Source organism: Streptomyces sp. WMMB 322 (assembly GCF_900090145.1).
Lineage (GTDB): Bacteria > Actinomycetota > Actinomycetes > Streptomycetales > Streptomycetaceae > Streptomyces.
Window position 1 is genome coordinate 132053 of record NZ_FMHI01000019.1, and the last position, 24003, is coordinate 156055.

A 24003-nucleotide genomic window follows, 5' to 3' on the forward strand; every position below is an offset into this window, starting at 1 on the left:
TCTGCCGTCTCTCTGCCGGACGCGGTGGGGCGCGACCGCACAGCCAGTCGTCGACTCACTCAATCGTGTGAGTAATTGCGGACCTTGGTCATTCCGGCCGCCGCTTCGGACACCATCGTGCTCGTCGCAGGGGGGTGGCACGGGGTGCACGCGTTCTCCGGGAGAGCCGGAGGGAGGGGGCAAAGGGCAGCAGCACGACAGGGGCGGGGTGGCACCGCCCCGACGGCCGGAGGGACCATCCGCATGACCGCAGACCAGCGAACGCGCGTCGGCGTGCAGAGCTCCGGCCCGGCGGAAGCGAACGCCGCCGGCGCCCGGACGAAGGTTCCCCACGGTCCGTGGCGTGCACGCAGAGCGGCGGCCTTCGCGGTGCCCGCCCTGTGGACGGCGGGCGTGGTCGTGTGGGAGCTGCTGCTGCCCACGGACACCCACTGTGTCGCGCTGCTGGCCGCCACCCCCGCGCTGGCCTGTGCCGGTACGGGCGGACGCAGTGGTGCGTGGCTCGGCGGCGGACTTGCGCTCCTCGCGCTGTACCCGTTGGGTTCCGTCCCCGTCTACGAGGAGATCGGCAGCAAAGCCGGAATGGGCGCGGCGATCATCTCCGTGGCGATTGTCAGCTGCTACACGACGCGGCGGCGCGCACGCCTCTCGGACGAGCTCGCACGCACACGTCAGGTCGCTGCGGCCGCGCAGCAGGCGCTGATACGTCCTCTGCCACCGCGCGTCGGGCGGTTCAGCTGCGCGGCCGGCTATCTGTCGTCCGCCCGCGGTGCGGCGGTCGGCGGTGACCTGTACGACGCGGTGGACACGGCCCACGGCGTGCGCATCGTGATCGGCGACGTGCGCGGTCACGGGCTCGGCGCCGTCGGCACGGTGGCGGCCGTGCTCGGCAGCTTCCGCGAGGCCGCACACGACGAGCCGCGGCTGGAGCGTGTGCCGCGCCGCCTGGAGCGGGCGCTGGAGCGGCACTTGGACGACCGCCGTCACGCGCCGGTCTCCCCGCCGGAGCGCGGCGCGGCGGGGGAATCCGGCGAGGTGGACGAGGAGTTCGTGACGGTGCTGCTGCTTCAGGTACGCGCGGACGGCGAAGTCACAGCAGTCAACTGCGGCCACCCCTGGCCGTACCGGCTGACCACCGGCCGCAACGGCGCCTGCCGCAGCGAACCGGTCACGACCGCCGAACCGCTGCCGCCCCTGGGCCTGTTGCCGCTGCCGCCGGAGGATCCCTCGCCCCGGCACCTGCGACTGCCGCCGGGGGAGGGGCTGTTCCTCTACACGGACGGAGCGGAGGACGCGCGTGACGCCGAGGGCCGCTGGTTTCCGCTGGCCGACGCGCTCACGGCAGCCCTCCTCGCCCACCGGCCGGAGGGGGCCGGGCGGGACGGGGGGTGCGGGGTGGCGGAGCCGGCGGACATCGTCGACTCCGTGCGCCGGTCTCTGCTGCGTCACGCGGGTGGACGGCTGCCGGACGACGTCGCGCTGCTCGCCCTGCGCAACGACCGGTGCCGCGTGCACGGCAGGGCGCACGACCCGGAGCCGCAACCGGCAGCGGCCGATGCGGCGTTGCTGTGCTCGTGCACGTGAGAACGGGTCCGCCGGTCCGCGGCCCGGCGGCTGCTCGCTGCCCCCGCCGGCCGGCGGCCGTCAGTACGCGTAGAAGCCCGCGCCCGTCTTGCGGCCGAGGCGTCCCGCGTCCACCATCCGCTGGAGCAGCGGGGGAGCGGCGTACAGGGGTTCCTTGAACTCCGAGTACATCGAGTCGGCGACCGAGGCGACCGTGTCGAGACCGATCAGATCGGTGAGCTTGAGCGGGCCCATCGGGTGTGCGCAGCCGAGCTCCATCCCGTTGTCGATGTCCTCGCGGCTGGCGATGCCCGACTCGAACATCCTGACCGCGGAGAGCAGATACGGGATCAGCAGCGCGTTGACGACGAAGCCGGAACGGTCCTGGGCCCGGATCGTGTGCTTGTCGAGGATGCCCGAGACGGCGGCCTCCGCACGCTTGATCGTCTCCTCGCTCGTGGTCAGCGCGGGGATGATCTCGACGAGTTTCTGCACCGGTGCCGGGTTGAAGAAGTGGATGCCGATGACCTGGTCGGGACGGGCCGTCGCCACCGCGAGCTTGACCAGAGGGATCGACGAGGTGTTGGACGCGAGGACGGCGTCGGGCCGCGTGACGACCTGGTCGAGGACCTGGAAGATCTCCGTCTTGACCTGCTCGTTCTCGATGACCGCCTCGACGACGAGGTCACGGTCGGCGAGGTCGCCGAGGTCCGTGGTGAAGGTGAGCCGGCCGAGCGTGGCATCCCGTTCGTCCTCGGTGATCTTGCCGCGTTCCGCGGCCTTGCCGAGGGAGTTCGCCAGGCGTGTGCGGCCCAGCTCCAGCGCCTCTCCGGTGGTCTCGGCGACCATGACCTCCAGTCCGGCCCGCGCGCACACCTCGGCGATGCCCGAGCCCATCTGGCCGCAACCCACCACTCCGACGCGTTCGATGTCCGTCACCTCGTGCCTTTCGCTGATCCTGTGGTCCCGGGCGCGACGGGCGTGGACCCCTGGAGGAACGGCCCGCCGAGGAACGGCCCCCGGAGGAACAGCCCTGTTCCTCCCTCACCCGGAGTACGTACGGGGTGCTGCCACGCCGCCCACGACGTTACCCCCGAGGGGCCCCGTCCCGGGGAGCGGGGGCGAAAGCCGGCAAGGGGACTTGTACGGGCGCCACGGGCACGGCAGCATCGGCGGATTGGTCTCCACCACTGCGCGGGTCGAGGCCCCCGCCAGGCTCCGCCCGGACCGTCGCGGAAGGCGGACCGGGAACGGGGCGGCCGCGGACGGTCCGCCATGAACGGGCGACCATGAAGAACGGGTGGCCATGGAGAACGGGCGACCATGGAGAGGCGGGTGACCATGAAGGGGGAAGGGGAGACGATGCGGCGCGTCACACGGAGAAGCTTCGCGACGGGTTCGGTGGCGGCACTGGCCGGTGTCGCCGGTTCTTCGAGCCCGAGTGCCGTCGCGCTGGAGCGGCAGCTCGCCCGGGACGCCGGAAACCCGGGCGCCGGGCCGGAGTTGCGCGGCATGTGGATCGCGACGGTCGACAATCGCGACTGGCCCAGCGCCCCCGGTCTGAGCCCGCAGGAACAGCGCGCCGAGCTGCTCGGGCATCTCGAGACCGCTCGCCGCCGCCGGCTGAACACGATCTGGTTCCAGGCGAGGCCGACGGCGGACGCCCTGTGGCCGTCACGTCACGAGCCCTGGTCGGAGTGGCTCACCGGCGTCCAGGGCAAGGACCCGGGCTGGGATCCGCTGGGCTTCGTCGTCCGCGAGGCGCACCGGCGGGGCCTGGCGGTCGAGGCGTGGTTCAACCCCTACCGCATCGCGCTGCACGACGACCCGGGGCGGCTCGTGCGCGCCCATCCGGCCCGCCGCCACCCCGACTGGGCCGTCGCCTACGGCGGGAAGCTCTACTACAACCCGGGACTGCCGCAGGTGCGCCGCTTCGTGCAGGACGCCATGCTCGACGCGGTCCGCCGCTACGACATCGACGGAGTCCACTGGGACGACTACTTCTACCCGTACCCGGTCGAGGGGGAGACGTTCGACGACGACGCCGCGTACGCGGAGTACGGCAGGGGATTCCCGGACCGCGCCGACTGGCGCCGCAACAACATCGATCTGCTCGTCGCGGAGGCCGCGCGGCGCGTCCGCCGCGTCAGGCCCGGAATTCGCTTCGGGATCAGTCCCTTCGGCGTGTGGCGCAACAAGTCGAGCGACCCGGCCGGTTCGGACAGCGCCGCGGGGGTGGAGACCTACGACGACCTGTACGCGGACACCCGTAAGTGGGTGCGCGAGGGCCGGCTCGACTACGTCCTCCCGCAGCTGTACTGGCACATGGGCTTCGAGGCCGCCGACTACGCGAAGCTGGTGCCCTGGTGGGCCGGGACCGTGCGCAGCACTCGTACACGCCTCTACATCGGCGAGGCTCTCTACAAGGCCGGCGACCCGGCCCAGCCCGCTCCGTGGCAGGACCCGGCGGAACTCTCCCGGCACCTCACGTACTGCAGATCGCTTCCCGAGGTGCGGGGGCACGCGTTCTTCTCCGCCAAGGAGGTCTCGGAGGACGTCATCGGTGCGATGGACCGCGTCGTCGCCGACCACTACCCGTTGCGGCGGTAGCGGCCGGCGAGCTGGGAAACGGCTCGATACACACCCCACCCCGGGAACGTCGCATCGGGTGCGCGACCGTCAGGCGGGGCGCTTGCTCTTCTTGCGTGCCATCACCACGGAGTCGGGGCCCGGTGAGACGACTGCCTCGTGCCCGTCGTCGAAGCGCACCCGGAACGGCGGTTCGCCGTCGGCGCCCAGTACCTCGACGATCTCCGCTTCGCGGTCGTGTTCACCCACGACCCGGCCGTGCACCAGCAGACGGTCGCCCGTGTTCGCTCGCATCAGGAGAACCCTCCTGTTCGCAGGGATGCAACGGATGGTCCGTACAGTCCGTGCTGTGCTGTCCGTACCGATAAGTCTAAGTCGGATGGCCCATCCGTGCCTCCGCCGGTACGGGTCCGCATGCGGGATCCAGGGGCGAGATCTACGTGCGGGCTCTTTGCACGACGACGATGCACACCAGCACGGCGAGGGCGGTCGCGGGAGCGGCGGGCGGCAGCTTCTCGCCGAGCAGCAGCACCGACCAGAACAGCGTGAGCAACGGCTGCGCGAGCTGCGTCTGACTGGCCTTGGCGACACCCGCGAGGCCCATGCCCCGGAACCACACCATCAGCCCCAGCAGCTGCGAGCCCATGGCCACCCACACCAGCCCGGCCACGGAGCGGACATCCGGGTGTGCGGGCTCCAGCAGCAGAGCCGCCAGGGCTGCGGGGACCGCCAGCGGCAGGCAGACGGCGAGGGCCCAGCCGATCACCTGGAGTCCGGACAGTTCGCGGGCGAGGCGGCCGCCCTCCCCGTACCCGGCGGCGCAGACGAGAAGCGCGACGGCGAGATACAGGTCGCCGGTGGTGGGGGCGCCGCCGCTCTCGTGCAGTGCGAAGGCGATGACGGCGGCGGCGCCCGCGAGCGCCGCCACCCAGAAGACGGGGGAGGGCCGGGTGCCGGTGCGCAGCGACGAGTACAGCGCCGTCGTCAGCGGCAACAGCCCGACGACGACGGCGGCGTGCGCGGTGGTGGAGGTCTGCAGCGCGAGTGTCGTCAGCAGGGGGAAGGCGATCATCACGCCGGAGGCCGAGACGGCCAGCCACGGCCAGTGCCGCCGTGCGGGCACCGGAACCCTCAGCACGGCGAGCGCCAGGCACGCGACGGCTCCGGACAGGACCGTCCGCAGCGAGGTCACCGACCAGGGGCCGAAGCCGTCCAGTGCCCAGGCGGTCGAGGGAAAGGTGAGGGAGAAGCACAGGACGCCGAGCGCGGCGAGCGCCAGTCCGCTGCCCCTGACGCGCCGGGTCCGCGGGCGCGACGCCGGCGGGGCGGACTGTGACCGGTCCGGTCCGGAACCGGAGGAGATTCCGGAGGGAACTGCTACCGACTCGCAACTGATAGCGCTACTCTTACTATTCATGTACGAGCGTAGCAGTGTGGCTGAACTGGCCGGAAGGCTCCGTCAGGAAGTGGACCGCTACTCTCCTGGTGAGAAACTCCCGTCCAGTCGGGAGCTGGTCGAGGCCCATCGCGTCAGTCCCGTCACCGTCTCCCGCGCGCTCGCCCGGCTCGCCGCCGAGGGGCTGGTCGTCACCAGGCCGGGGGCGGGCGCATTCCGGGCGGGACCGCGCAGGGCGGCAGCAGCCGCGGAGAGCGGCGACACGTCCTGGCAGGAGGTCGCGCTGAGCGCCGACGCGTCCGCCGACCAGGTGCCGCGAAGCGTCGACGCCGAGGGCGTACTGGCCACGCTTTCCGCGCCCCCGCCGGGCGTCATCGAGCTCAGCGGCGGATATCTGCCGGCGAATCTGGCGCCCGAGAAGGCCCTCGCGGCGGCGCTTGCCCGCGCGGGACGACGGCCCGGGGCCTGGGAGCGCTCCCCGGTCGAAGGCGTGGCGGAACTGCGCGGCTGGTTCGCGCGGGAGATCGGCGGCCCCGCAGGAAGCGTGACGGCGGCGGACGTGCTCATCACCGCCGGCGGCCAGAGCGCCATCACCACGACACTGCGGGCCCTCGCACCGCCCGGGGCGGCCGTCCTCGTGGAGTCGCCGACCTACCCGGGCCTGCTCGCCGCCGCCCGCGCGTCGGGCCTGCGTCCCGTCCCGGTGCCGGTGGACACCGACGGCGTGCGGCCCGAACTCCTCGAAGGTGCCTTCCGGGCCAGCGGAGCGCGCGTCTTCGTGTGCCAGCCGCTCTTCCAGAACCCGACCGGGGCCGTGCTCTCCCAGGAACGCCGCACGGCCGTACTGCACGCGGCCCGGCAGGCGGGCGCGTTCGTCGTCGAGGACGACTTCGCCCGCCACCTCGCCCACGAGGACGCGGGGCCGCTGCCGTCCGCGATCCGGGCCGCGGACCCGGACGGCAGAGTCGTGCATCTGCGTTCGCTGACGAAGGTCACCTCGGCGAGCCTCCGTGTCGGGGCGCTCGCGGCACACGGGCCGGTGCTGGAGCGGCTGCGGGCCGTGCAGACGGTCGACAGCTTCTTCGTCCCCCGTCCGCTCCAGGAGGCGGCGCTCGAACTCGTCGGAGCGCCGGCGTGGCCCCGTCATCTGCGTACCGTCGCCGCCCGGCTGAGGGAGCGGCGCGAAGTGATGCTGACCTCGCTCGCCCGCGAGACACCGGCGCTGACCGTGACGCACGCGCCGCGCGGCGGCTACCACCTGTGGGTCCGGCTCCCGGACGGCGCGAACGAGGAGGCGCTCGCCTCGGCCGCGCTCCGTGCCGGGGTCTCCGTCGCCGCCGGGCGGCCTTACTTCGCCGCCGAACCCGCCGCCCGTCACCTGCGTCTGAGCTTCGCCCCGGCAGCGGGCGACAGCCAGATCGCGGAAGGAGTACGGCGGCTGCGGACCGCCTGCGAGGAAGCGCTCGGCTGACCGCCGGCGCGGCCGGCCCGCGAGCAGTGCGTGAGGTGCCGCAGGACGCGTCCGGCCTGCGGCATGGCCCGTACGCACCGGGGTACCTGCCACGCCCGGACCGGGAGGAGTGGAGCGATGAGCACACTGCTGGACGGGCTGCCCGCCGAGTACCGCGGAAGGCTCCGCGACGCGGCGCCCGGAGCGGACCTCGCCGGCCGGCCCATGCTCGCCACGCTCAGCGACCGGCGCGACTTCCCGGCGGATTCCTGGATCTTCGAGCGCAAGCTCGACGGCGTCCGTCTCCTCGCCGTCCGCGAAGGGGAGCGGGTACGGCTCCTCTCCCGGACAGGGCAGGACCTGCACGGCACGTACCCGGAGGTCGCCGACTCCCTCGCCGCGCAGGAGTGCTCCGACTTCACCGTCGACGGGGAGATCGTTGCGTTCTCGGCGGGCCGCACCGACTTCTCACGGCTCCAGCAGCGCCTTCAGATCACCGACTCCCGCAAGGCGCGCGCCAGCGGCGTCGCCGTCTTCTACTACGCCTTCGACCTGCTGCGGCTGGAGGGCAAGGACGTGCGGACGCTGCCGCTGCGCACCCGCAAGTCCCTGCTGCGGCGCGCCCTGCGCTTCGACGGGCCTCTGCGCTTGACCACTCACCGCAACGAGGGCGGGCAGACGCTGCTGGACGAGGCGTGCCGGCGCGGCTGGGAGGGCCTGATCGCGAAGGTGGCCGACGGGCCGTATGCGCCCCGCAGGTCGCCGGACTGGCTGAAGCTGAAGTGCGCGAAGGGGCAGGAGTTCGTCGTCGGCGGCTTCACCGAACCGTCCGGCAGCCGCGTCGGGTTCGGCGCGCTGCTCCTGGGCTACTACGAGGACGGGCGCCTGCGGTACGCGGGGAAGGTCGGCACCGGCTACGACCACGCGACGCTGCTCGACGTGCGGCACAGGCTGGACGAACTCCCCGCAACACGTTGTCCGTTCGCCGGGCCCGTCCGGGAGAAGGGCGCGCACTGGGCCGAGCCGGAACTCGTCGCGGAGATCGGCTTCACCGAGTGGACGCGGGACGGGAAGCTGAGGCACCGCGCTTCCTCGGCCTGCGCGAGGACAAGACGGCGCGAGAGGTCGTCCGCGAACGGCCGGATCCCGCGTGACGGGAAGCGGAGGGCGAGTGCCGCGCCGGGAGGGAGGCCGGGACCGTGCCGTCGACGTGCCGCCGCCGGAGAGCCCCGGCCTCCCGGGACACGGAGAAGGCCGCGGGCCGGGCCGCTGAACCGTCGGCACCAGACCGGGGTCGCGGCCCGGTCCTGTTCCAGACGGGGGCCGCGGCTCAGTTCCCGTACCCCCGGGCATCGGCCTGCCGGCGCGCGCGCTCCGCCGCGGCCTCGGCCTCCCCGGCCCGGCGCCGTGCCTGCCGTTCGGCGCGCTCGGCCTCCTTCTCCCGGCCCCGTGACTGCTTGCGCGCCTCCTCGGCCTCCCGGACCTCTGCGCGCAGCCGGACGAGCCGCTCCTCGGCCTCCTCCCGTTCCGCGCGTGCGGCAGCCGTCTCCTCGGCCGCCCGGTCCGCTTCCCGCCTGCGGCGCCGTGCCTGGTCGGCGGTCTCCCGGACGGCACGGGCCGCCTTCCGGGCGTCCTCAGTCCGCTTCGCCGCCCCGCTCTTCGCTGCCTTCCGGTCCGTGCGGTCCTTCCGATCCTTCCCGCCCGCCTGGTCCCGCCGGTCCTCCCGGCTCCGCTTGCGAGCCTGGTCCCGCGAAGGTGGTGCCGCGGCGGCTTCGCGTGCCGCCGCCTCGAATCCGGGGGTGGCGGTCAGCGGCTTCGACAGCCTCCCGGCCGCCCACTCCCGCGCGGCCTCCGGATCGGCCAGCACCGCATGGAGCGTCTGTGCCACCTCGTGCTGCGCCTGAGCACCCAGCGGCTGTCCCGCGTCCCCGGCGAGCCGCCCGGCCTGCTCGGACAGGGCGTTCACCAGCTGGTGCTGCTGGTGCGAGAGCGCACGCAGTTCCGCCCCCTCCAGATTCCGGTGGGCGCCGCGCAGTTCCTCACCGAGGCGCAGCAGCGGAGCGACCTGTTCGTCCTGCTCGCGAACCAGCAGATTGCTCGCCCAGGCGGCCAGGGTGGGCCGGCGCAGGGCGCGGATGCTCGCCGCGAGCTCCCGCTGCCCGGCGGCGCGGGCCCGCCGGGCCCGGTCGTCCCGGGCGGCGGTGAACTCCTGCGGCCGCAGCCCGTACAACTCGTCCGCCACGTCGTCCAGTTCCACGACCCGCACTCTCCCGTGCCTGCTTGTCCCGGTGGGGTTTCATTCCGTATGCCCGTGAGGACCGGTTGGTGACGTGCGCTTTCATTCCACCGCTCTCGGGCAGAGGTGTCCATCGCAATGGGGTCCTGTGCTGGGGCGGGAATGATGAAAGTCCTATCGAAGACGGGCCCCGATCGCTTTACGATCGCCGAATGGCCCTACGCCTCACCCTGCTCGCGTCCGGACGCAGCTCTTCCGTGCTCGACGTGCGGTTCGCGGACAGCCGATCCCTCGATGCCACGGGCTGGGACGAGGTGAAGAGGGCGGGGCCGTCGCTCTCCCACCTTGCCGCCGCCGAGCTGCGGTACTGCTCGCCGTCGGTGCGCTGCCGGGAGACCGCTCATGCCCTCAGCCTCTCCCCGGTGGCCCAACCGGCGCTGCGGGACTGCGACATGGGCCGCTGGAGCGGCTACACCCTGCGCGAGATCGCGGCCCGCGAGCCGCAGCCGGTGCAGGCATGGCTCGCGGACCCGCGCTCGGCGCCGCACGGGGGCGAGTCCCTGGTGACCTTCATCCAGCGCATCGGCGGCTGGCTCGACACCCGGCCGGTCAACGACGGCAGCTGGATCGTCGCGGTCACGGAGCCCGGAGTGATGCGGGCCGCGGTGTGCTACGTCCTGAAGGCTCCCCCGAAGGCGTACTGGCAGATCGACGCACAGCCGCTCTCCGCCGTGACGTTCTCCGGGCGGGTGGGGGACTGGAGCCTGTGCCTGGAGCACTGACGGGCCACGCCGGGGTGTCGGGACCGGGAGGGAGGCGGCGGGGAAGCCCGCCCGGGGAGGTCGCTCGGCATGTGCAGGGGTGCCGTCGGGGCGCCGCGTCAGGACCGGGCGGGGAGGCAGCACGCCCCTCCCGTCACTGCGTGGCCTCCGGACCGGGCCGGACCGGACCGGACCGGGCCGGGCACGTCCGGGGGGCATCGCCCTGGCCGGGGTCGAGGTCGGTGGCGCCGAGGTCCGCGGCCGGGCCGGGCTGCTCTGTCGTCCTGGGTCTTGTCGGGACGGAGACGACGTCGATGCAGAGGATGACCGGTCCAGCGGGCCGAAGCCGACGAGTCCGGCGGCCGCCGTGCCGGATTCCCGCCGGGCCCGGTTCGGGCCCGGCGCCCCTGCGCCGTCCGCGCAGCGCGGACAATGGAGATATGGAGCGGTGGATACCTGGCGTGGCTGCAGTGCGGGAGCGGCTGGGCAGCAGCCTCTTCGAGCGTGTGGCAGGCCCGTCGGGTGGCGAGAACCGGGCACGGATCCACGGGACACCCGGACCGAGATGGTTCGCCGAGGACCGGCCCGTCCGCGTCGTGCACGGTGATGCCTCGATGTTCATCGGCGGGCTGAGTGCGCTGCTGCTGCAGTCGCTGCACCCACTGGCCATGAGCGCCGTCGCGGGGCACTCCGGGTACAAGGGCGACCCGTGGGGGCGACTGCAGCGGACCAGCCTCTTCCTCGCCACGACGACGTACGGCACGGCGGACGACGCGCAGCGGGCGGTGGACCGGGTGAGGGGCGTCCACCAGCGGGTGCGGGGACGGACCGCCACAGGGGAGGGGTACCACGCCGCGGATCCGCACCTGCTCACCTGGGTGCACGTCGCGGAGGTCGACAGCTTCTGGCGGGCCCACCGTCTCTACGGCGCGAACCCGCTGACGCCGGCCGAGTACGACGGCTACGTGGCCGACATGGCACGCGTCGGCACCGCCCTCGGCGTCGTCGATCCGCCGCGCGACCGCAGGGAGCTGGCCGGACGGATCGAGTCGTACCGGCCCGAGCTGCGTGCCACGCCCGAGGCCGAGGAGGCGGCCCGCTTCCTGCTCCGGCATCCCCCGATTCCCCTGACCGCCCGGCTTCCCTACGCCGCTCTCGCAGCGGGCGCGGTCTCGCTGCTGCCTCCGTGGGCCCGGGCGCCGCTGGGGCTCCCCTACGTCCCGGTGGTGGAGAGGACGGGTGTGCGCTGGGCCGGTTCAGGCATCACGTCCGTCATCCGCTGGGCCATGACACGCCGGCCTCCGGAAGCGCCACCGGTGAACTGATGCCGCCGCTGTGACCGAGATCTTCAGTTGGCGGATCGTGGTTTGGATTGTGGTGCTCAGGAGCGCGTCGAGAGTGCTTGTCGGCGGATCTTGATCCGGGAAGCTTGCTCTGCGTGGAGTGCCGTGGTGAGGCCGAGCAACATCCGCACGAGTGACTGGAAGCATGGGGTTCAGAGTCAGCCGCGCCGCAATGTCCCGCCGACGAGCTGCGCGCGATTGAGACGACGAGGACCGCCGTCGCCCCTAAGCAAGGGTCGCGATGATGTCGGCGACGGTCTGCGGCTCGGACAGGAACGGGTGGTGGCCCGTTCGCACCTCGATGACCCGGTCCGCGCGGCGGGAGAAAGCGCGTTGCGCGGCAACCGGGGTGCCCCGGTCCTCGGTGCACACCAGGTACGTCGCGGGCAGGTCGTGCCACGCCGCGGCCTGCACGGGCTGCTGGGTCACAGCGAGGGTCTGCCGGACCAGCCGGGCCGCGGCGTCCCGGGCGATGTCCGGCGGGCAGTCCTGGGCGAACGTCTCGGCGAACAGTTCGGGCCGCACGCCGAACGTGCCGCCATCAAGATCGAAGTCCAGGTACGGCGGGGGCGCCGCGGCGCCGAACGTCGACAGTGTCTCGCCGGGCTCAGGCAGGTAGCTCGATGCCAGAACCAGATGGCGCACCACGTCGACGCCGACTGCCGCTTCAGCGACGACGATGCCGCCGTAGCTGTGCGCCACGACCACAGTCGGCGCGTCGCCCTCGCGCAGGACGGCGCGTACGGCGGCGACATCCTCCGTCAGGCCGGGGCCCTCGGGCCCGGCGGGCCGGTCGCCCTCTCCGCAGCTCGGCAGCGCCGGGGAGACACTCGCGTGGCCGCGGCGGCGCAGAGCCGCGGCGGCCCGGTGCCACCACCACGGTCCGTCTCGTACACACGCCCCGTGCACGAATACGACACGCATTTCTTCCTCCTGCATTTCGGGTCCGGGTGGAGTTGCCCCGCGCCGCCGCGGGGCAACTCCCCCCGGACTCCCGCGAGCCCAGAGGGTTTGATCCACGGTAGACGTACCGTCAGTTACATGAACAAGTGCGGCGACGGGTCGACCCGGACAGCCTCAGATCCGCGGCCGCATCCTTGACGATGCGCCGACTACGCGCTCGGGCACGGGCTTCCCCAACGCCTTGAGCCGTTCGCGACGGCATCCGGCACATCGGCCCGGATGCCGATCCACCACTTCGGGATCCGGGACGCGCTGCTGCGGGAAACCCTCAGGCGGGCGCGGCCACGCCGGCGCGACTTCTTCGGCGACCTGGTGTCCGCGCGGCCGGACGAGTGGTGTGATCGGACGCCTCACTCGGGGGCGACGGCGCGGCGTACGCAGTCCCGGAGCAGGGCGCGTCGTTGGTCGTGCACGGTCGCGGGCTCCTGGGCCGTGGCGGCGTAGACGTTGCTCACAGGTGACCAGGCCATGGACATGGCGATGACCATGGCCAGCACGTCGAAGGGGTCACCCTGCCTGACGCGCCCGGCAGCCTGAGCCCCCGCGATGGCTCTGAGTTTGTGGTCGTCGTAGCGGTCGTGGTCCGTCACGAGATGCCCCGCCGGGCGTCGCTCCAGGCGCGCCCAGGTCGCGAGCCGGATCAGATCGGGGCGGTGGAGGTATTCGTCGTAGAGGCGCACCGCCCAGTCGGCGAGGTCCTCGGCGTCGATGGGCACCACATTGGTGATCCGCTCCAACGACGCGAAGAAGATCGCGTCGAAGAGCTGTTCCTTGTTGCCGAAATAGCTGTAGAGCTGCGCCTTGTTGGTGCGTGCGGCGGCGACGATGCGGTCGATGCGCGCGCCGGCAATGCCGTACTGGGCGAATTCCCGGGTGGCGAAGTCGATGATGCGCCGGTACGTCGCGACTCCACGCGCACTGGATGGCTGGTCAGGCATGCGACAGACCTTAACAGTTCATAGACTGACTAGTCTGTTTGCCTCTTGGTTCACATCTCCGTAGTCTCAAATAGACCGAACAGTCTGTCTGAGGAGAGTGTCATGCGTTTCACGGCCGGTTGGCAGGCGGACAGCACGACAGGGACACTGCGCCGCGCGTCACTGGAGCGCAGGGAACTGCGCCCGGACGACATCGCGGTACGCGTCGAGTACTGCGGCGTCTGCCACAGTGATCTCCACGCCCTGCAGGCACACCGGGGTGATGCGAGCGGTGGCGTGCTCGTACCCGGGCACGAGTTCACCGGCGTGGTCACCGAGGTCGGGGGCGCGGTTTCCGGCTTCTCTCCCGGCGACCCCGTGGCCGTGGGCAACATCGTCGACTCGTGCGGCGCGTGTCCCATGTGCCGGGCGGGCCAGGAGAACTTCTGCCACGCCTTCCCGGTCCTGACCTACGGCGGAACCGACCGGCGGGACGGCTCGACCACTCTGGGCGGCTACTCCCGTGAATACGTCGTGCGCGACCACTTCGCGTACCTCCTCCCCGCGGGCCTCGACGCGGCCCCGTTGCTCTGCGCGGGCGTCACAGTCTGGGAACCGATGCAAGCGCTCGGAGTCGGCCCGGGCAGTACCGTCGCCGTTGCCGGCCTCGGGGGCCTGGGACACCTCGCGGTCAAAATGGCCTCCGCGCTCGGCGCGACGGTGACCGTCATCAGCCGCAGCCCCGGCAAAGCCGACGAAGCACATGGCCTCGGGGCTTCGGGATTCGTCGTCTCGACCGATCCCGGGCAGATGGGAGCCGTCCGCGACCAGTTCGACGTCGTCGTCGACACCATCTCCGCCCCGCACGACCTGGCCCCGTATCTGCGCACGGTGACCATGGACGGCACCCTGAGCCTCCTCGGCCACCTCGGACCGGTCACCGTGAACGCCACGGACCTGCTCATCGGGCGCAAGAAACTCAGCGCCAGTGGCAGTGGCGGACGCCCCTCGACCTCCGCCATGCTGCGCTTCTGCGCCGCACACGGCATCACGGCGGACATCGAACTGCTGCCTTCCTCCCAGGTGAACCAGGCGCACGAACGCCTGGAGCGCAACGACGTCCGCTACCGCTTCGTGCTCGACATGTCCGACCTGGACCCGAGCAGCTGACGGTCGTCATGGCACTCCTGCCGGCCAGGACTCTTGCAACAACCGCAGTGCTTCCAGTCACTCGTGCAGATGTTGTTCGGTCTCACCACGGCACTCACGCAGAGCGAGCTTCCCGGATCAAGATCCGCCAACAAGCACTCCCGGGGTCCGCCAACTGAAGATCCCGGTCGCATCAGGTGTCCGGGACGCCCCCGAACGCATTGCATAAAAGTGCTGTGTTGCGTATAGTCATGCTATCGGCGAGGAGGGATCGATGGCAGTACGAGCAGCGGTCGCGGGGGCGAGCGGATACGCGGGCGGGGAGGCTCTGCGCCTGCTGGCCGCACACCCCGAGGTCGAGGTGGGGTCGCTCACCGGCCACTCCAACGCGGGCAGCCGGCTCGGCACACTCCAGCCGCACCTGACTCCGTACGCGGACCGGGTGCTGGAGGAGACGACGGTCCCGGTGCTGTCCGGGCACGACGTCGTCTTCCTCGCCCTGCCGCACGGACAGTCCGCCGAGGTCGCACGGGAGTTGGGCGAGAGCGTGCTCGTCGTGGACTGCGGCGCGGACTTCCGTCTCTCCGACGCTCAGGCGTGGCAGCGGTTCTACGGCACACCTCACGCAGGCACCTGGCCCTACGGCCTTCCCGAACTGCCCGGGGCCCGCGCCGCGCTGGTGGGGTCCAAGCGCATCGCGGTCCCGGGCTGCTACCCGACGGCCGTCTCTCTCGCCCTCGTCCCCGCCTACGTGGCGGGCCTGGCCGAGCCGGAGGCCGTCGTGGTCGCGGCGACGGGCACCTCGGGTGCCGGCAAGGCCCTCAAGCCGCACCTCCTCGGCAGTGAAGTGATGGGGTCGATGAGCCCGTACGGCGTCGGAGGCGTCCACCGGCACACGCCGGAGATGGTGCAGAACCTCTCGGCGGCGGCCGGGGAACGCGTGAGCGTTTCCTTCACCCCCACGCTCGCCCCCATGTCCCGCGGGATCCTCGCCACGTGCAGCGCCCGCGCCGTGCCGGGCACCGGGCTGGAGGAACTGCGCGCCGCCTACGAAAAGGCATACCAGGACGAGCAGTTCGTGACGCTGCTCCCCGAGGGTCAGTGGCCCTCGACGGGGTCCGTGTACGGCTCCAACACCGTCCAGATGCAGATCGCCCTCGACGAGGACGCGGGCCGTCTCGTCGCCGTCAGCGCCGTGGACAACCTCACCAAGGGCACGGCGGGCGGCGCCGTGCAGAGCATGAACATCGCCCTCGGAATGCCCGAGGGACTGGGGCTGCCCGTCGCCGGAACCGCACCGTGAGCGAGGTGCACGCAACACCACGAGGACGGCGCGACGTAAGCGACAGCACGGGCCCCCGGCCCTACGGCAGCGAAGCGAACGGAGAAGCAGAGTGAGCGTGACAGCGGCAAAGGGGTTCACGGCCGCGGGCATCGCGGCCGGCATCAAGGACAGCGGGGGAGAGGACCTTGCGCTGGTCGTCAACAACGGGCCCGGCCGCGCCGCCGCCGGCGTCTTCACCGACAACCGCGTCAAGGCCGCGCCCGTGCTCTGGTCGCAGCAGGTCCTCAAGGGCGGCCGGGTCTCGGCGGTCGTGCTCAACTCCGGCGGTGCCAACGCCTGTACGGGTCCGCTCGGCTTCCAGGACACGCACGCCACGGCCGAGCAGGCCGCTGCGGCCCTCGGTCACAGCGCCGCCGAGGTGGCCGTCTGCTCCACAGGCCTGATCGGCACCAGGCTCCCGATGGACAAGCTGCTGCCCGGAGTCGACACGGCCGCGGCGCAGCTCTCGGAGTACGGCGGCGAGAAGGCCGCCCTGGCGATCAAGACGACCGACACGGTGCACAAGACCGCCGTCGTGCAGGGCTCCGGGGGCTGGACCGTCGGCGGCATGGCCAAGGGCGCGGGCATGCTCGCGCCGTCCCTGGCCACCATGCTCGTGGTGCTGACCACCGACGCCGACCTGGACTCCGCCGCCCTCGACGAGGCGCTGCGCGGGGCCACCCGCACCACCTTCGAGCGCATCGACTCCGACGGCTGCCTGTCCACCAACGACACGGTGCTGCTCCTCGCCTCCGGGGCCGCCGAAACAGTCCCGGACCGCGGGGAGTTCACCGAGGCCGTCCGGGCCGTCTGCGCCGACCTGGCCCAGCAGCTCATCCGCGACGCCGAGGGCGCCTCGAAGGACATCCGCATCGAGGTCATGGGCGCGGCGAGTGAGGACGACGCCGTCGAGGTCGGCCGTTCGATCGCCCGGAACAATCTGCTCAAGTGCGCCGTGCACGGAGAGGATCCCAACTGGGGCCGTGTGCTCTCCGCGATCGGGACGACCGGCGCGGCCTTCGAACCCGACCGCCTCAACGTGGCCGTCAACGGCGTGTGGGTCTGCCAGAACGGATCCGTCGGGGAGGACCGCGACAAGGTGGACATGCGCTACCGCGAGGTGCGCATCACCGCCGACCTGGCCGCCGGCTCCGAATCCGCCGTCATCTGGACCAACGACCTGACGGCCGACTACGTCCACGAGAACAGCGCCTACAGTTCATGAACGATTCCGTGCACCCCACTCGCAGGCACACCGCGCTGCCCAAGGCGCAGACACTCATCGAGGCGCTGCCGTGGCTCACACGGCACAACGGCAGGACCGTCGTCATCAAGTTCGGCGGCAACGCCATGGTGGACCAGGAGCTGAAGGCGGCCTTCGCCCAGGACGTCGTCTTCCTCAGGCAGGCCGGGCTGCGCCCCGTCGTCGTGCACGGCGGCGGGCCCCAGATCAGCGCCCAACTGAGCCGTCTGGGACTGGAGTCGGAGTTCAAGGCGGGCCTGCGGGTGACCACGCCCGAGACGATGGACGTGGTACGGATGGTCCTCGCCGGGCAGGTCCAGCGAGAGCTGGTGAACCTGCTCAACCGGCACGGTCCGCTCGCCGTCGGCATGACCGGCGAGGACGCCCACCTCATGGCCGCGACGAAGCGCTACGCCCAAGTAGGCGGTGAGGCGGTCGACATCGGCCGCGTCGGAGACATCGACAGCATCGAGACGGGAGCCGTGCAGGCTCTGCTGGACGACGGCCGCATCCCCGTCATCTCCTCCATCGCGCGCAGCGCCGACCCGTCCGACGGCACGGGCGAAGGGGAGGAGTGCGGCGTCTTCAACGTCAACGCCGACACCGCCGCCGCGGCGCTCGCCGCCGCGCTCGGCGCGGAGACCCTGATGGTGCTCACCGACGTCGAGGGGCTGTACGCGGACTGGCCGGACAGCGACGAGGTCATCAGCGAACTCACCGCCACGGAACTGGAGAAGCTGCTGCCGGAACTGGCCAGCGGAATGGTCCCCAAGATGGAGGGATGCCTGCACGCCGTACGCAACGGAGTCCGCACCGCACGCGTCCTGGACGGCCGCGTACCGCATTCGATCCTGCTGGAGATCTTCACCGACGAGGGCATCGGCACGATGGTCGTGCCCGACAAGCGCGAGGGAGAGCCCACGCCATGACCACCACGGAAGAACAGGCCGGCGCCCCCGGCGGCCCGGGAGCCGCGGACGCCGCCGACACCGCCGACGCCGCGCTCACCGGCCGCTGGCAGTCCGCGATGACCGACAACTACGGCACGCCGCGGATACCCCTGACGCACGGTCACGGCACCACCCTGTGGGACGCCCGGGGCCGGGCCTACACCGACTTCGTCGGCGGCATCGCCGTCAACGCGCTGGGTACCGCACACGATGCGGTCGTGCGGGCCGTCTCCGACCAGATCGCCATGCTCGGACACGTCTCGAACCTCTTCATCGCCGAGCCGCCCGTCCAACTGGCGGAGAGGCTGCTGGAGTTGTCGGGACGCCAGGGCCGGGTCTTCTTCTGCAACTCCGGTGCCGAAGCCGTCGAAGCGGCTTTCAAGGCCGGCCGGCGCACGGGCCGTACGCACATGGTCGCCACGGAGGGCGGCTTCCACGGCCGCACCATGGGCGCGCTCGCGCTGACCGGACAGCCGTCGAAGCAGGCGCCGTTCGAACCGCTGCCCGGCGACGTCACGCATGTGCCCTACGGCGACGCGGAGGCGCTGCGCGCGGCAGTCACCACGGAGACCGCCCTGGTCATCGTCGAGCCGGTGCAGGGGGAGAACGGCGTCGTCGTGCCGCCCGAGGGGTACCTCGCCGCGGTCCGCGACATCACACGTGCCACCGGGACCCTCCTCGTCATCGACGAGATCCAGACAGGTATCGGGCGTACCGGCCACTGGTTCGCCTGCCAGTCGCAGGGTGTGGAACCGGACATCATCACGCTGGCCAAGGGGCTGGGAGGCGGCCTCCCGCTCGGCGCGACCATGTTCTTCGGCGAGGCGGCGGGGCTGCTGACGCCGGGCCAGCACGGCTCCACCTTCGGCGGCAACCCGGTCGCGTGCGCTGCTGCGCTCGCGGTGCTCCGGACCATCGAGGAGGAGGCACTGACCGAGCGTGCGGCGCGGCTCGGGGAGCGGCTGCGTGACGGGATCTGGTCGATCGGACATCCGCTCGTCGAGCAGGTCCGCGGAGCGGGACTGCTGCTGGGTATCGTGCTCACCGAGCCCGTCGCACCCGATGTGCAACAAGCGGCTCAGGATGCGGGGTTCCTGGTCAACGCGGTCGCGCCGGATGTCGTTCGGCTCGCACCGCCGCTGATCGTCACCGAGGACGAAGTGGACGCTCTCCTCCGGGCCCTTCCCGCCCTCCTGGACGCTGCGGACGGCGGGAAGCAGAGCCGATGAGCCGAAGGGGACCGCGCCGATGACCGACGGGTACGCGCAGGAGCAGGAGCTGGGCAGCGGTTACGGGGGCCCGGCCGTGCCGCAGACCCGCACCGCCCGGCATCGCAGGATCGTCGACATCCTCAACCGTCAGCCGGTGCGCTCCCAGAGTCAGCTCGCCAAGCTCCTCGCGGACGACGGACTCTCCGTCACACAGGCCACCCTCTCCCGTGACCTGGACGAACTGGGTGCGGTGAAGATCCGCAACACCGGCGGCGAGCTGATCTACGCGGTGCCCAGCGAGGGCGGCGACCGCACGCCGAAGGCGCCGCTGGGCGAGTCGGCGAGCGAGGCCCGCATGGCCCGCCTCGCAGGTGAACTCCTCATCTCCGCCGAGGCGTCGGCGAACCTGGTTGTCCTGCGCACACCGCCGGGCGCCGCGCAGTTCCTCGCCTCGGCCATCGACCAGGCGGGCGTCCACGACATCATCGGCACCATCGCCGGCGACGACACGCTCCTGCTCATCAGCCGCGCACCCGACGGCGGGCAGGCCCTCGCGGGACATCTGCTGAACCTGGCCCAGAAGGAGCACTAGGGCCTGCCGCGAAGGCAGGAGTGAGGTCCGCGCACGAGGGCGCGCAGCCGTCTCTTGCGGGCCTGGCCCGGGCACCTGCATGAGGATGCCCAGCGTCGGCTGCGCATTCCCAGCGTCGGCCGCGAGGGGCCGCATCCCGGAGACGAGCACCGAGCCGAGCGGCCGGCCGTCCGCGAGCCGCGCGCAGCCCTCCGTCCCCGGGGCGCGGTACGGCCCGGCAGCCGGTTCGTCCGTCCTCCGCTCGCTCTCGTCACGCTCGCGGAGCCCACGGTCTGTGGCGGCGCCCGACGCGTCCAGCCGGCCCCGCTCGCTCAGGCGCTTCCGTGCCTCCCCCCATTCCTGTTCGCTCCATCCGGGAGGGGCGAGGGCCGCCCGCGGCGCCGCCCCGATGCCGGCGGACGAGACGAGGGTTTCGCACCCGCCGAGTCCGCCGTCAGCAGTGTGCCGCCAGGTGCCCGTCGCCGCGGTGCTCCAGCAGCACCGTGGCGACGGGCCACAGGACGAGGTGCGGTTCCCCGGGCCACGGCAGTGCGGCGTTCGCGGCGGCCAGCGGGGGCCTCGGCAGTTCCGCCGACTCGGCGGCCGTGTACGCCGGTTCCGCCGGACCGCTCAGTCGGGTCGTCGCGTGCCGTGGCTGAGCGCTGCGCTCCCTCGGGATTTTGCGGGCCCTCCGGACGGCCGGCCCGTGCGCCCGGGTGCGTGCCACGCGGAGCCGTACGTCCGGTCCTGGAGTCACCCCTGGGCAATGTATCGACTGTTTGACACATCTTCCCTTGGAGACTTACTGTATCAACGACCTGATACAAGTGAGTCAGAACGACTCTTCAAGGGGGAATCCGATGCTGAGCGTCCCAGTGGTGCCGCTCGTTTCCGTTCCGATCGTGGCGGGGTTGCTGCTTCTTCTGATACCGACCCGCACGCCGGCAACCGATCCAGCGGGACCCACGCCGCCGCAGCCCCGCCGCATCGCCCACTGGCGCCGGGGGAGCCTCGCTGCAGGCATCGTCGCTGCCGCTGCTCTGGCAGGACTCAGCGCCGGTGGCAACGACGTGGCCGCCTTCCTTGCCGGTCCCGCGCTGGGTGTCTGTGTGCTGGCGGGCTGCCTGGCGGGTGAACTGGGGGTGGCCGAGCCGAAGGCGCAGGTCCGCACGGCCGCGCTGCGTCAGCGCCGGGTCCGCGACTACTTCCCCCGTCGTCTGGCGATCCGTCTCGCCGCCCTGACGGTGCTCCTCGCGGGGATGCTGGTGTTCACGCACCTGAGCTGGAAGGGAATTTCGGGGGCCAACTGGGTGTGCGGCAGCAGTCGCATCATGGTGCTGTACTTCTCGGACCGGCTCGGCTTCTCCTACGCGATCCCGGTCCTGGCCGCACTCGCGGCGGGTGCGGCGCTCTCCTTCGTCGCGCTGCGGCGCATCGCTCACCGCCCACCGCTGGACGCAGGGCCGGAGGCTCTGGAGGCCGACGAGCGGCAGCGTCACACATCTGCCCGCGCCGTGATCTCCGCCTGGGGCGCCGCCGTCTCCGCAGCCCTCGCGGCCGGCGCGCTTGCCCCCGGCGGTGTGCTCAACGGCTTCTGCCCGAGGTCCCCCGCCGATCTGCCGAGCATCCTGGCCACGCTTGCGGGCGCAGCGGGCATCGCATGCCTCGTCCACTTCCTGGTCCAGCTGGTCCGTGTCCCCGCCGGGCCCAAGGACGCCGCATGAAGCCGCAGACGGTCCACGTCGACACCACGAGCCCGACGCCGCCCTATGAGCAGGTGCGCTCTCAGCTCGCCGACCTCATCCTGGGCGGGTACCTCGCGGCCGACGCACGTCTGCCGTCCGTACGGCAACTCGCCACGGACCTCGGCCTGGCGCCGGGCACCGTCGCGCGTGCATACCGGGAGCTGGAGTCCGCCGGTCTGATCCGGTCACGCAGGGGTGCCGGTACCCGGGTCACGCCACCGCAGGACCGCGGCCGGCGCGAGGAGGAGATGCTCGCGGAGGCGGCGCGCGCCTACATCGCGGCAGGACGCAGTCTCGGGGCGGACGACGAGCGTCTTCACGTGGCGCTGCGTGCCGCCCTCAGGGCGGAGCAGGCGGAGCTGGGGGCCCCTTCGGGCGGAGATCCCTGACCGCGCCCGTCTGCGGGCACGCGATTGTGCAGCCCGGGGGCCACGGGCCCACCCTGGGGGCATGACGAAGCCGGAGCGAGTGCGGGTGCGCCGCGTGTACGACGAGGTCAGCCCCGGTGAGGACGGGCTGCGGGTGCTGGTGGACCGGGTGTGGCCGCGGGGAATGAAGAAGGAGGACGCCCGGCTGGACGAGTGGGCCAAGCGGATCGCGCCCTCCACCGAGCTGCGCAAGTGGTATGCGCACGATGCGGAGCGCTTCGGGGAGTTCGCCGAGCGCTACCGTGCCGAACTCTCGGAGCCCGAGGCGCGCGAGGCGCTCGACCGCCTCCGCGAACAGGCGGACGGCGGCACAGTGACGCTGCTGACCTCGGTGAAGGAGGAGCAGCTGGACCGCAGTCACGCGGCGGTGCTCAGGGAGGAGCTCGGCGGTACCGGCTGAGCTCCGGCTGCCGGGCGCCGGAGCCGGGCGGTACGCACTGGGACGGTGCGCACGGCCCGTCACACGTCTCTGACCAGCCACGTTGACGAAGCATACGATGCAGTGCATACTTATGCCCATCAGCGTATGCACTGTAAGGAGAACCCCGTGACTGAGCGCGTCGTACTCGCCTACTCCGGCGGCCTTGACACCTCCGTCTGCATCGGCTGGATCGCCGAGGAGACCGGGGCCGAGGTCGTCGCCGTTGCCGTCGATGTCGGCCAGGGAGGCGAGGACCTGGACGTCATCCGCAAGCGCGCGCTGGCCTGCGGTGCCGTCGAGGCCGAAGTGGCGGACGCCAAGGAGGAGTTCGCCGACGAGTACTGCCTTCCGGCGATCAAGGCGAACGCGCTCTACATGGACCGCTACCCGCTGGTGTCGGCCCTCTCCCGGCCCACCATCGTCAAGCACCTCGTGGACGCCGCGCACAAGCACGGCGCGACCACCGTCGCCCACGGCTGCACCGGCAAGGGCAACGACCAGGTGCGGTTCGAGGCCGGCATCTCCTCCCTCGCCCCCGACCTGAAGTGCATCGCCCCCGTCCGCGACTACGCCATGACCCGGGACAAGGCCATCGCCTTCTGCGAGGACAAGGGCCTGCCGATCGCGACGAGCAAGAAGTCCCCGTACTCCATCGACCAGAACGTCTTCGGCCGGGCCGTGGAGACCGGCTTCCTCGAGGACATCTGGAACGCGCCGATCGAGGACGTCTACGAGTACACCGAGAACCCCGCAAGCCCGCGTGAGGCCGACGAGGTGATCGTCACCTTCGAGAAGGGCGTCCCCGTCGCACTCGACGGCAAGCCGGTCAGTGTCCTCCAGGCGATCCAGCAGCTCAACGACCGGGCGGGCGCCCAGGGCGTCGGCCGGATCGACATGGTCGAGGACCGGCTGGTGGGCATCAAGTCCCGTGAGGTCTACGAGTCCCCGGGCGGAATCGCGCTCATCACCGCGCACCAGGAGCTGGAGAACGTCACCGTCGAGCGCGAACTGGCCCGCTACAAGCGGCAGGTCGAACAGCGGTGGGCCGAACTCGTCTACGACGGGCTGTGGTTCTCCCCGCTCAAGCGCGCCCTGGACGGCTTCATCGACGAGGCCAACGAGTACGTCAGCGGTGACATCCGGATGACCCTGCACGGCGGGCGGGCCGTCGTCACCGGCCGGCGCTCCCAGCAGTCGCTCTACGACTTCAACCTCGCGACGTACGACAGCGGAGACACCTTCGACCAGTCGATGTCCAAGGGCTTCATCGAGCTGTTCGGCATGTCGAGCAAGATCGCTGCCAAGCGGGACCTGGCCCAGTAGTCTTCCCTCCCGGCCCGCCCGCCAGGGCCGTGTACGCACCACCTTCAGCCGCCTCCCCGCCGCATCCGGCGGGGAGGCGGTCTGCGACGAGCACCGAGGAGAATCTCAATGAGCGTGTCAAGCCGCCTGCGTGGCCGGTGGGACGGAGGTGAATTGCCTCTTGTCGCGCAGCATCGCCCAGAGCACGTCGACTCGTCGGCGGGCGAGGGCGAGCAGGGCTTGGGTGTGCAGCAAGCCCTCGGATCGCTTCCTGAGGTAGTAGTCCCGGGAGGGACCGGGCCGCATCATCGCAGTCTGGGCGGCCAGGTAGAAGATGTGCCGCAGGCGCCGGTTGTAGCGCTTGGGCCGGTGGTAGTTGCCGGTTCGTCGGCCGGAGTCCCGGGCGACTGGGGCCAGGCCGGCGTGGGAGGCCAGTCGGCC

At 71.7% G+C, this 24003-nt stretch carries 23 protein-coding genes and 1 pseudogene; 16 read left to right on the forward strand and 8 right to left on the reverse strand.

All coding sequences use genetic code 11. The features are described from left to right. Window positions 1–243 precede the first annotated feature (243 nt). Window positions 244–1584, forward strand: coding sequence for a PP2C family protein-serine/threonine phosphatase (locus tag H180DRAFT_RS24750; RefSeq protein ID WP_079100380.1), 1341 nt, complete (start codon window positions 244–246; stop codon window positions 1582–1584). A 60-nt stretch (window positions 1585–1644) separates the two neighbouring features. Here the strand turns inward: H180DRAFT_RS24750 and H180DRAFT_RS24755 are convergent, their stop codons facing one another. Further along, complete coding sequence (locus H180DRAFT_RS24755) at window positions 1645–2502, reverse strand: 3-hydroxybutyryl-CoA dehydrogenase (RefSeq protein WP_055488352.1); 858 nt, start codon at window positions 2500–2502, stop codon at window positions 1645–1647. Window positions 2503–2925: 423 nt separating this feature from the next. Between H180DRAFT_RS24755 and H180DRAFT_RS24760 the strand changes: the two genes are divergently transcribed. After that, window positions 2926–4173 carry a glycoside hydrolase family 10-like protein gene (locus H180DRAFT_RS24760; protein ID WP_055488384.1) on the forward strand — a complete coding sequence of 416 codons (1248 nt, stop codon included), beginning with the start codon at window positions 2926–2928 and terminating at the stop codon, window positions 4171–4173. Window positions 4174–4242: 69 nt separating this feature from the next. On the opposite strand, the gene H180DRAFT_RS24765 is transcribed toward H180DRAFT_RS24760, so the two are convergent. Both H180DRAFT_RS24765 and H180DRAFT_RS24770 read right to left on the reverse strand, forming a co-directional pair. Then, on the reverse strand, window positions 4243–4446 hold the full coding sequence (locus tag H180DRAFT_RS24765; protein ID WP_055488353.1) for a DUF1918 domain-containing protein: 204 nt from the start codon (window positions 4444–4446) through the stop codon (window positions 4243–4245). Between the two features lie 142 nt (window positions 4447–4588). Next, entirely contained in the window at window positions 4589–5569 is a 981-nt protein-coding gene (locus tag H180DRAFT_RS24770) for a DMT family transporter (RefSeq protein WP_074466979.1), read from the reverse strand. Here H180DRAFT_RS24770 and H180DRAFT_RS24775 point away from each other — a divergent pair. Further along, a complete protein-coding gene (locus tag H180DRAFT_RS24775) occupies window positions 5568–7019 on the forward strand; it encodes an aminotransferase-like domain-containing protein (protein WP_055488354.1) in 1452 nt (483 codons plus the stop codon). The two genes, H180DRAFT_RS24770 and H180DRAFT_RS24775, sit on opposite strands and share 2 nt — an antisense overlap. A gap of 117 nt (window positions 7020–7136) precedes the next feature. Further along, window positions 7137–8152: pseudogene (gene ligD / locus H180DRAFT_RS24780) on the forward strand (non-homologous end-joining DNA ligase). A gap of 176 nt (window positions 8153–8328) precedes the next feature. Here the strand turns inward: ligD and H180DRAFT_RS24785 are convergent. Beyond that, window positions 8329–9255, reverse strand: a complete 927-nt coding sequence (locus H180DRAFT_RS24785) for a hypothetical protein (protein ID WP_074466982.1) — start codon at window positions 9253–9255, stop codon at window positions 8329–8331. Window positions 9256–9446: 191 nt separating this feature from the next. On the opposite strand from H180DRAFT_RS24785, the gene H180DRAFT_RS24790 reads away from it, so the two are divergent. Further along, the gene (locus H180DRAFT_RS24790; RefSeq protein ID WP_055488356.1) at window positions 9447–10016 is read left to right on the forward strand and encodes a histidine phosphatase family protein; all 570 of its coding nucleotides are present in this window, start codon (window positions 9447–9449) and stop codon (window positions 10014–10016) included. 419 nt (window positions 10017–10435) lie between these two features. Next, window positions 10436–11320, forward strand: coding sequence for an oxygenase MpaB family protein (locus H180DRAFT_RS24795; protein WP_055488357.1), 885 nt, complete (start codon window positions 10436–10438; stop codon window positions 11318–11320). Window positions 11321–11563: 243 nt separating this feature from the next. Here the strand turns inward: H180DRAFT_RS24795 and H180DRAFT_RS24800 are convergent, their stop codons facing one another. Both H180DRAFT_RS24800 and H180DRAFT_RS24810 read right to left on the reverse strand, forming a co-directional pair. Next, a complete protein-coding gene (locus H180DRAFT_RS24800; protein ID WP_055488358.1) occupies window positions 11564–12262 on the reverse strand; it encodes an alpha/beta hydrolase in 699 nt (232 codons plus the stop codon). A gap of 389 nt (window positions 12263–12651) precedes the next feature. Continuing rightward, complete coding sequence (locus tag H180DRAFT_RS24810; protein ID WP_055488359.1) at window positions 12652–13239, reverse strand: TetR/AcrR family transcriptional regulator; 588 nt, start codon at window positions 13237–13239, stop codon at window positions 12652–12654. 102 nt (window positions 13240–13341) lie between these two features. On the opposite strand from H180DRAFT_RS24810, the gene H180DRAFT_RS24815 reads away from it, so the two are divergent. The 6 genes from H180DRAFT_RS24815 (at window position 13342) to H180DRAFT_RS24840 (ending at window position 19687) form a co-directional block, all read left to right on the forward strand. Continuing rightward, window positions 13342–14388, forward strand: a complete 1047-nt coding sequence (locus H180DRAFT_RS24815) for an NAD(P)-dependent alcohol dehydrogenase (protein WP_055488360.1) — start codon at window positions 13342–13344, stop codon at window positions 14386–14388. Between the two features lie 253 nt (window positions 14389–14641). Next, the gene (gene argC / locus H180DRAFT_RS24820) at window positions 14642–15670 is read left to right on the forward strand and encodes an N-acetyl-gamma-glutamyl-phosphate reductase (RefSeq protein ID WP_055488361.1); all 1029 of its coding nucleotides are present in this window, start codon (window positions 14642–14644) and stop codon (window positions 15668–15670) included. Between the two features lie 91 nt (window positions 15671–15761). Beyond that, on the forward strand, window positions 15762–16916 hold the full coding sequence (gene argJ, locus H180DRAFT_RS24825) for a bifunctional glutamate N-acetyltransferase/amino-acid acetyltransferase ArgJ (protein WP_055488362.1): 1155 nt from the start codon (window positions 15762–15764) through the stop codon (window positions 16914–16916). Continuing rightward, on the forward strand, window positions 16913–17863 hold the full coding sequence (gene argB, locus H180DRAFT_RS24830) for an acetylglutamate kinase (RefSeq protein ID WP_055488363.1): 951 nt from the start codon (window positions 16913–16915) through the stop codon (window positions 17861–17863). Before argJ ends, argB begins: the two co-directional genes overlap by 4 nt. Next, a complete protein-coding gene (locus H180DRAFT_RS24835; RefSeq protein WP_079100381.1) occupies window positions 17860–19113 on the forward strand; it encodes an acetylornithine transaminase in 1254 nt (417 codons plus the stop codon). The genes argB and H180DRAFT_RS24835 overlap by 4 nt, the downstream gene beginning before the upstream one ends. A 19-nt stretch (window positions 19114–19132) precedes the next feature. After that, on the forward strand, window positions 19133–19687 hold the full coding sequence (locus H180DRAFT_RS24840) for an arginine repressor (protein WP_055488364.1): 555 nt from the start codon (window positions 19133–19135) through the stop codon (window positions 19685–19687). A 433-nt stretch (window positions 19688–20120) separates the two neighbouring features. Here H180DRAFT_RS24840 and H180DRAFT_RS24845 read toward each other — a convergent pair whose 3' ends face one another. Continuing rightward, window positions 20121–20423, reverse strand: coding sequence for a helix-turn-helix domain-containing protein (locus tag H180DRAFT_RS24845; protein ID WP_139151434.1), 303 nt, complete (start codon window positions 20421–20423; stop codon window positions 20121–20123). A 103-nt stretch (window positions 20424–20526) separates the two neighbouring features. Between H180DRAFT_RS24845 and H180DRAFT_RS24850 the strand changes: the two genes are divergently transcribed. The 4 genes from H180DRAFT_RS24850 to H180DRAFT_RS24865 all read left to right on the forward strand — a co-directional run bounded on the left by H180DRAFT_RS24850 (window position 20527) and on the right by H180DRAFT_RS24865 (window position 23583). Further along, window positions 20527–21390 carry a hypothetical protein gene (locus H180DRAFT_RS24850; protein WP_139151435.1) on the forward strand — a complete coding sequence of 288 codons (864 nt, stop codon included), beginning with the start codon at window positions 20527–20529 and terminating at the stop codon, window positions 21388–21390. Then, window positions 21387–21800 carry a GntR family transcriptional regulator gene (locus H180DRAFT_RS24855; RefSeq protein WP_055488367.1) on the forward strand — a complete coding sequence of 138 codons (414 nt, stop codon included), beginning with the start codon at window positions 21387–21389 and terminating at the stop codon, window positions 21798–21800. The genes H180DRAFT_RS24850 and H180DRAFT_RS24855 overlap by 4 nt, the downstream gene beginning before the upstream one ends. Before the next feature lie 61 nt (window positions 21801–21861). Beyond that, window positions 21862–22239 carry a DUF488 domain-containing protein gene (locus H180DRAFT_RS24860; RefSeq protein WP_055488368.1) on the forward strand — a complete coding sequence of 126 codons (378 nt, stop codon included), beginning with the start codon at window positions 21862–21864 and terminating at the stop codon, window positions 22237–22239. Window positions 22240–22386: 147 nt separating this feature from the next. Then, window positions 22387–23583 (forward strand): argininosuccinate synthase, encoded by a 1197-nt coding sequence (locus tag H180DRAFT_RS24865; protein ID WP_055488369.1) that lies wholly within the window; start codon window positions 22387–22389, stop codon window positions 23581–23583. Between the two features lie 117 nt (window positions 23584–23700). Here H180DRAFT_RS24865 and H180DRAFT_RS24870 read toward each other — a convergent pair. Beyond that, on the reverse strand, window positions 23701–24003 hold a 303-nt coding region (locus tag H180DRAFT_RS24870; protein ID WP_139151394.1), incomplete at its 5' end, for a transposase.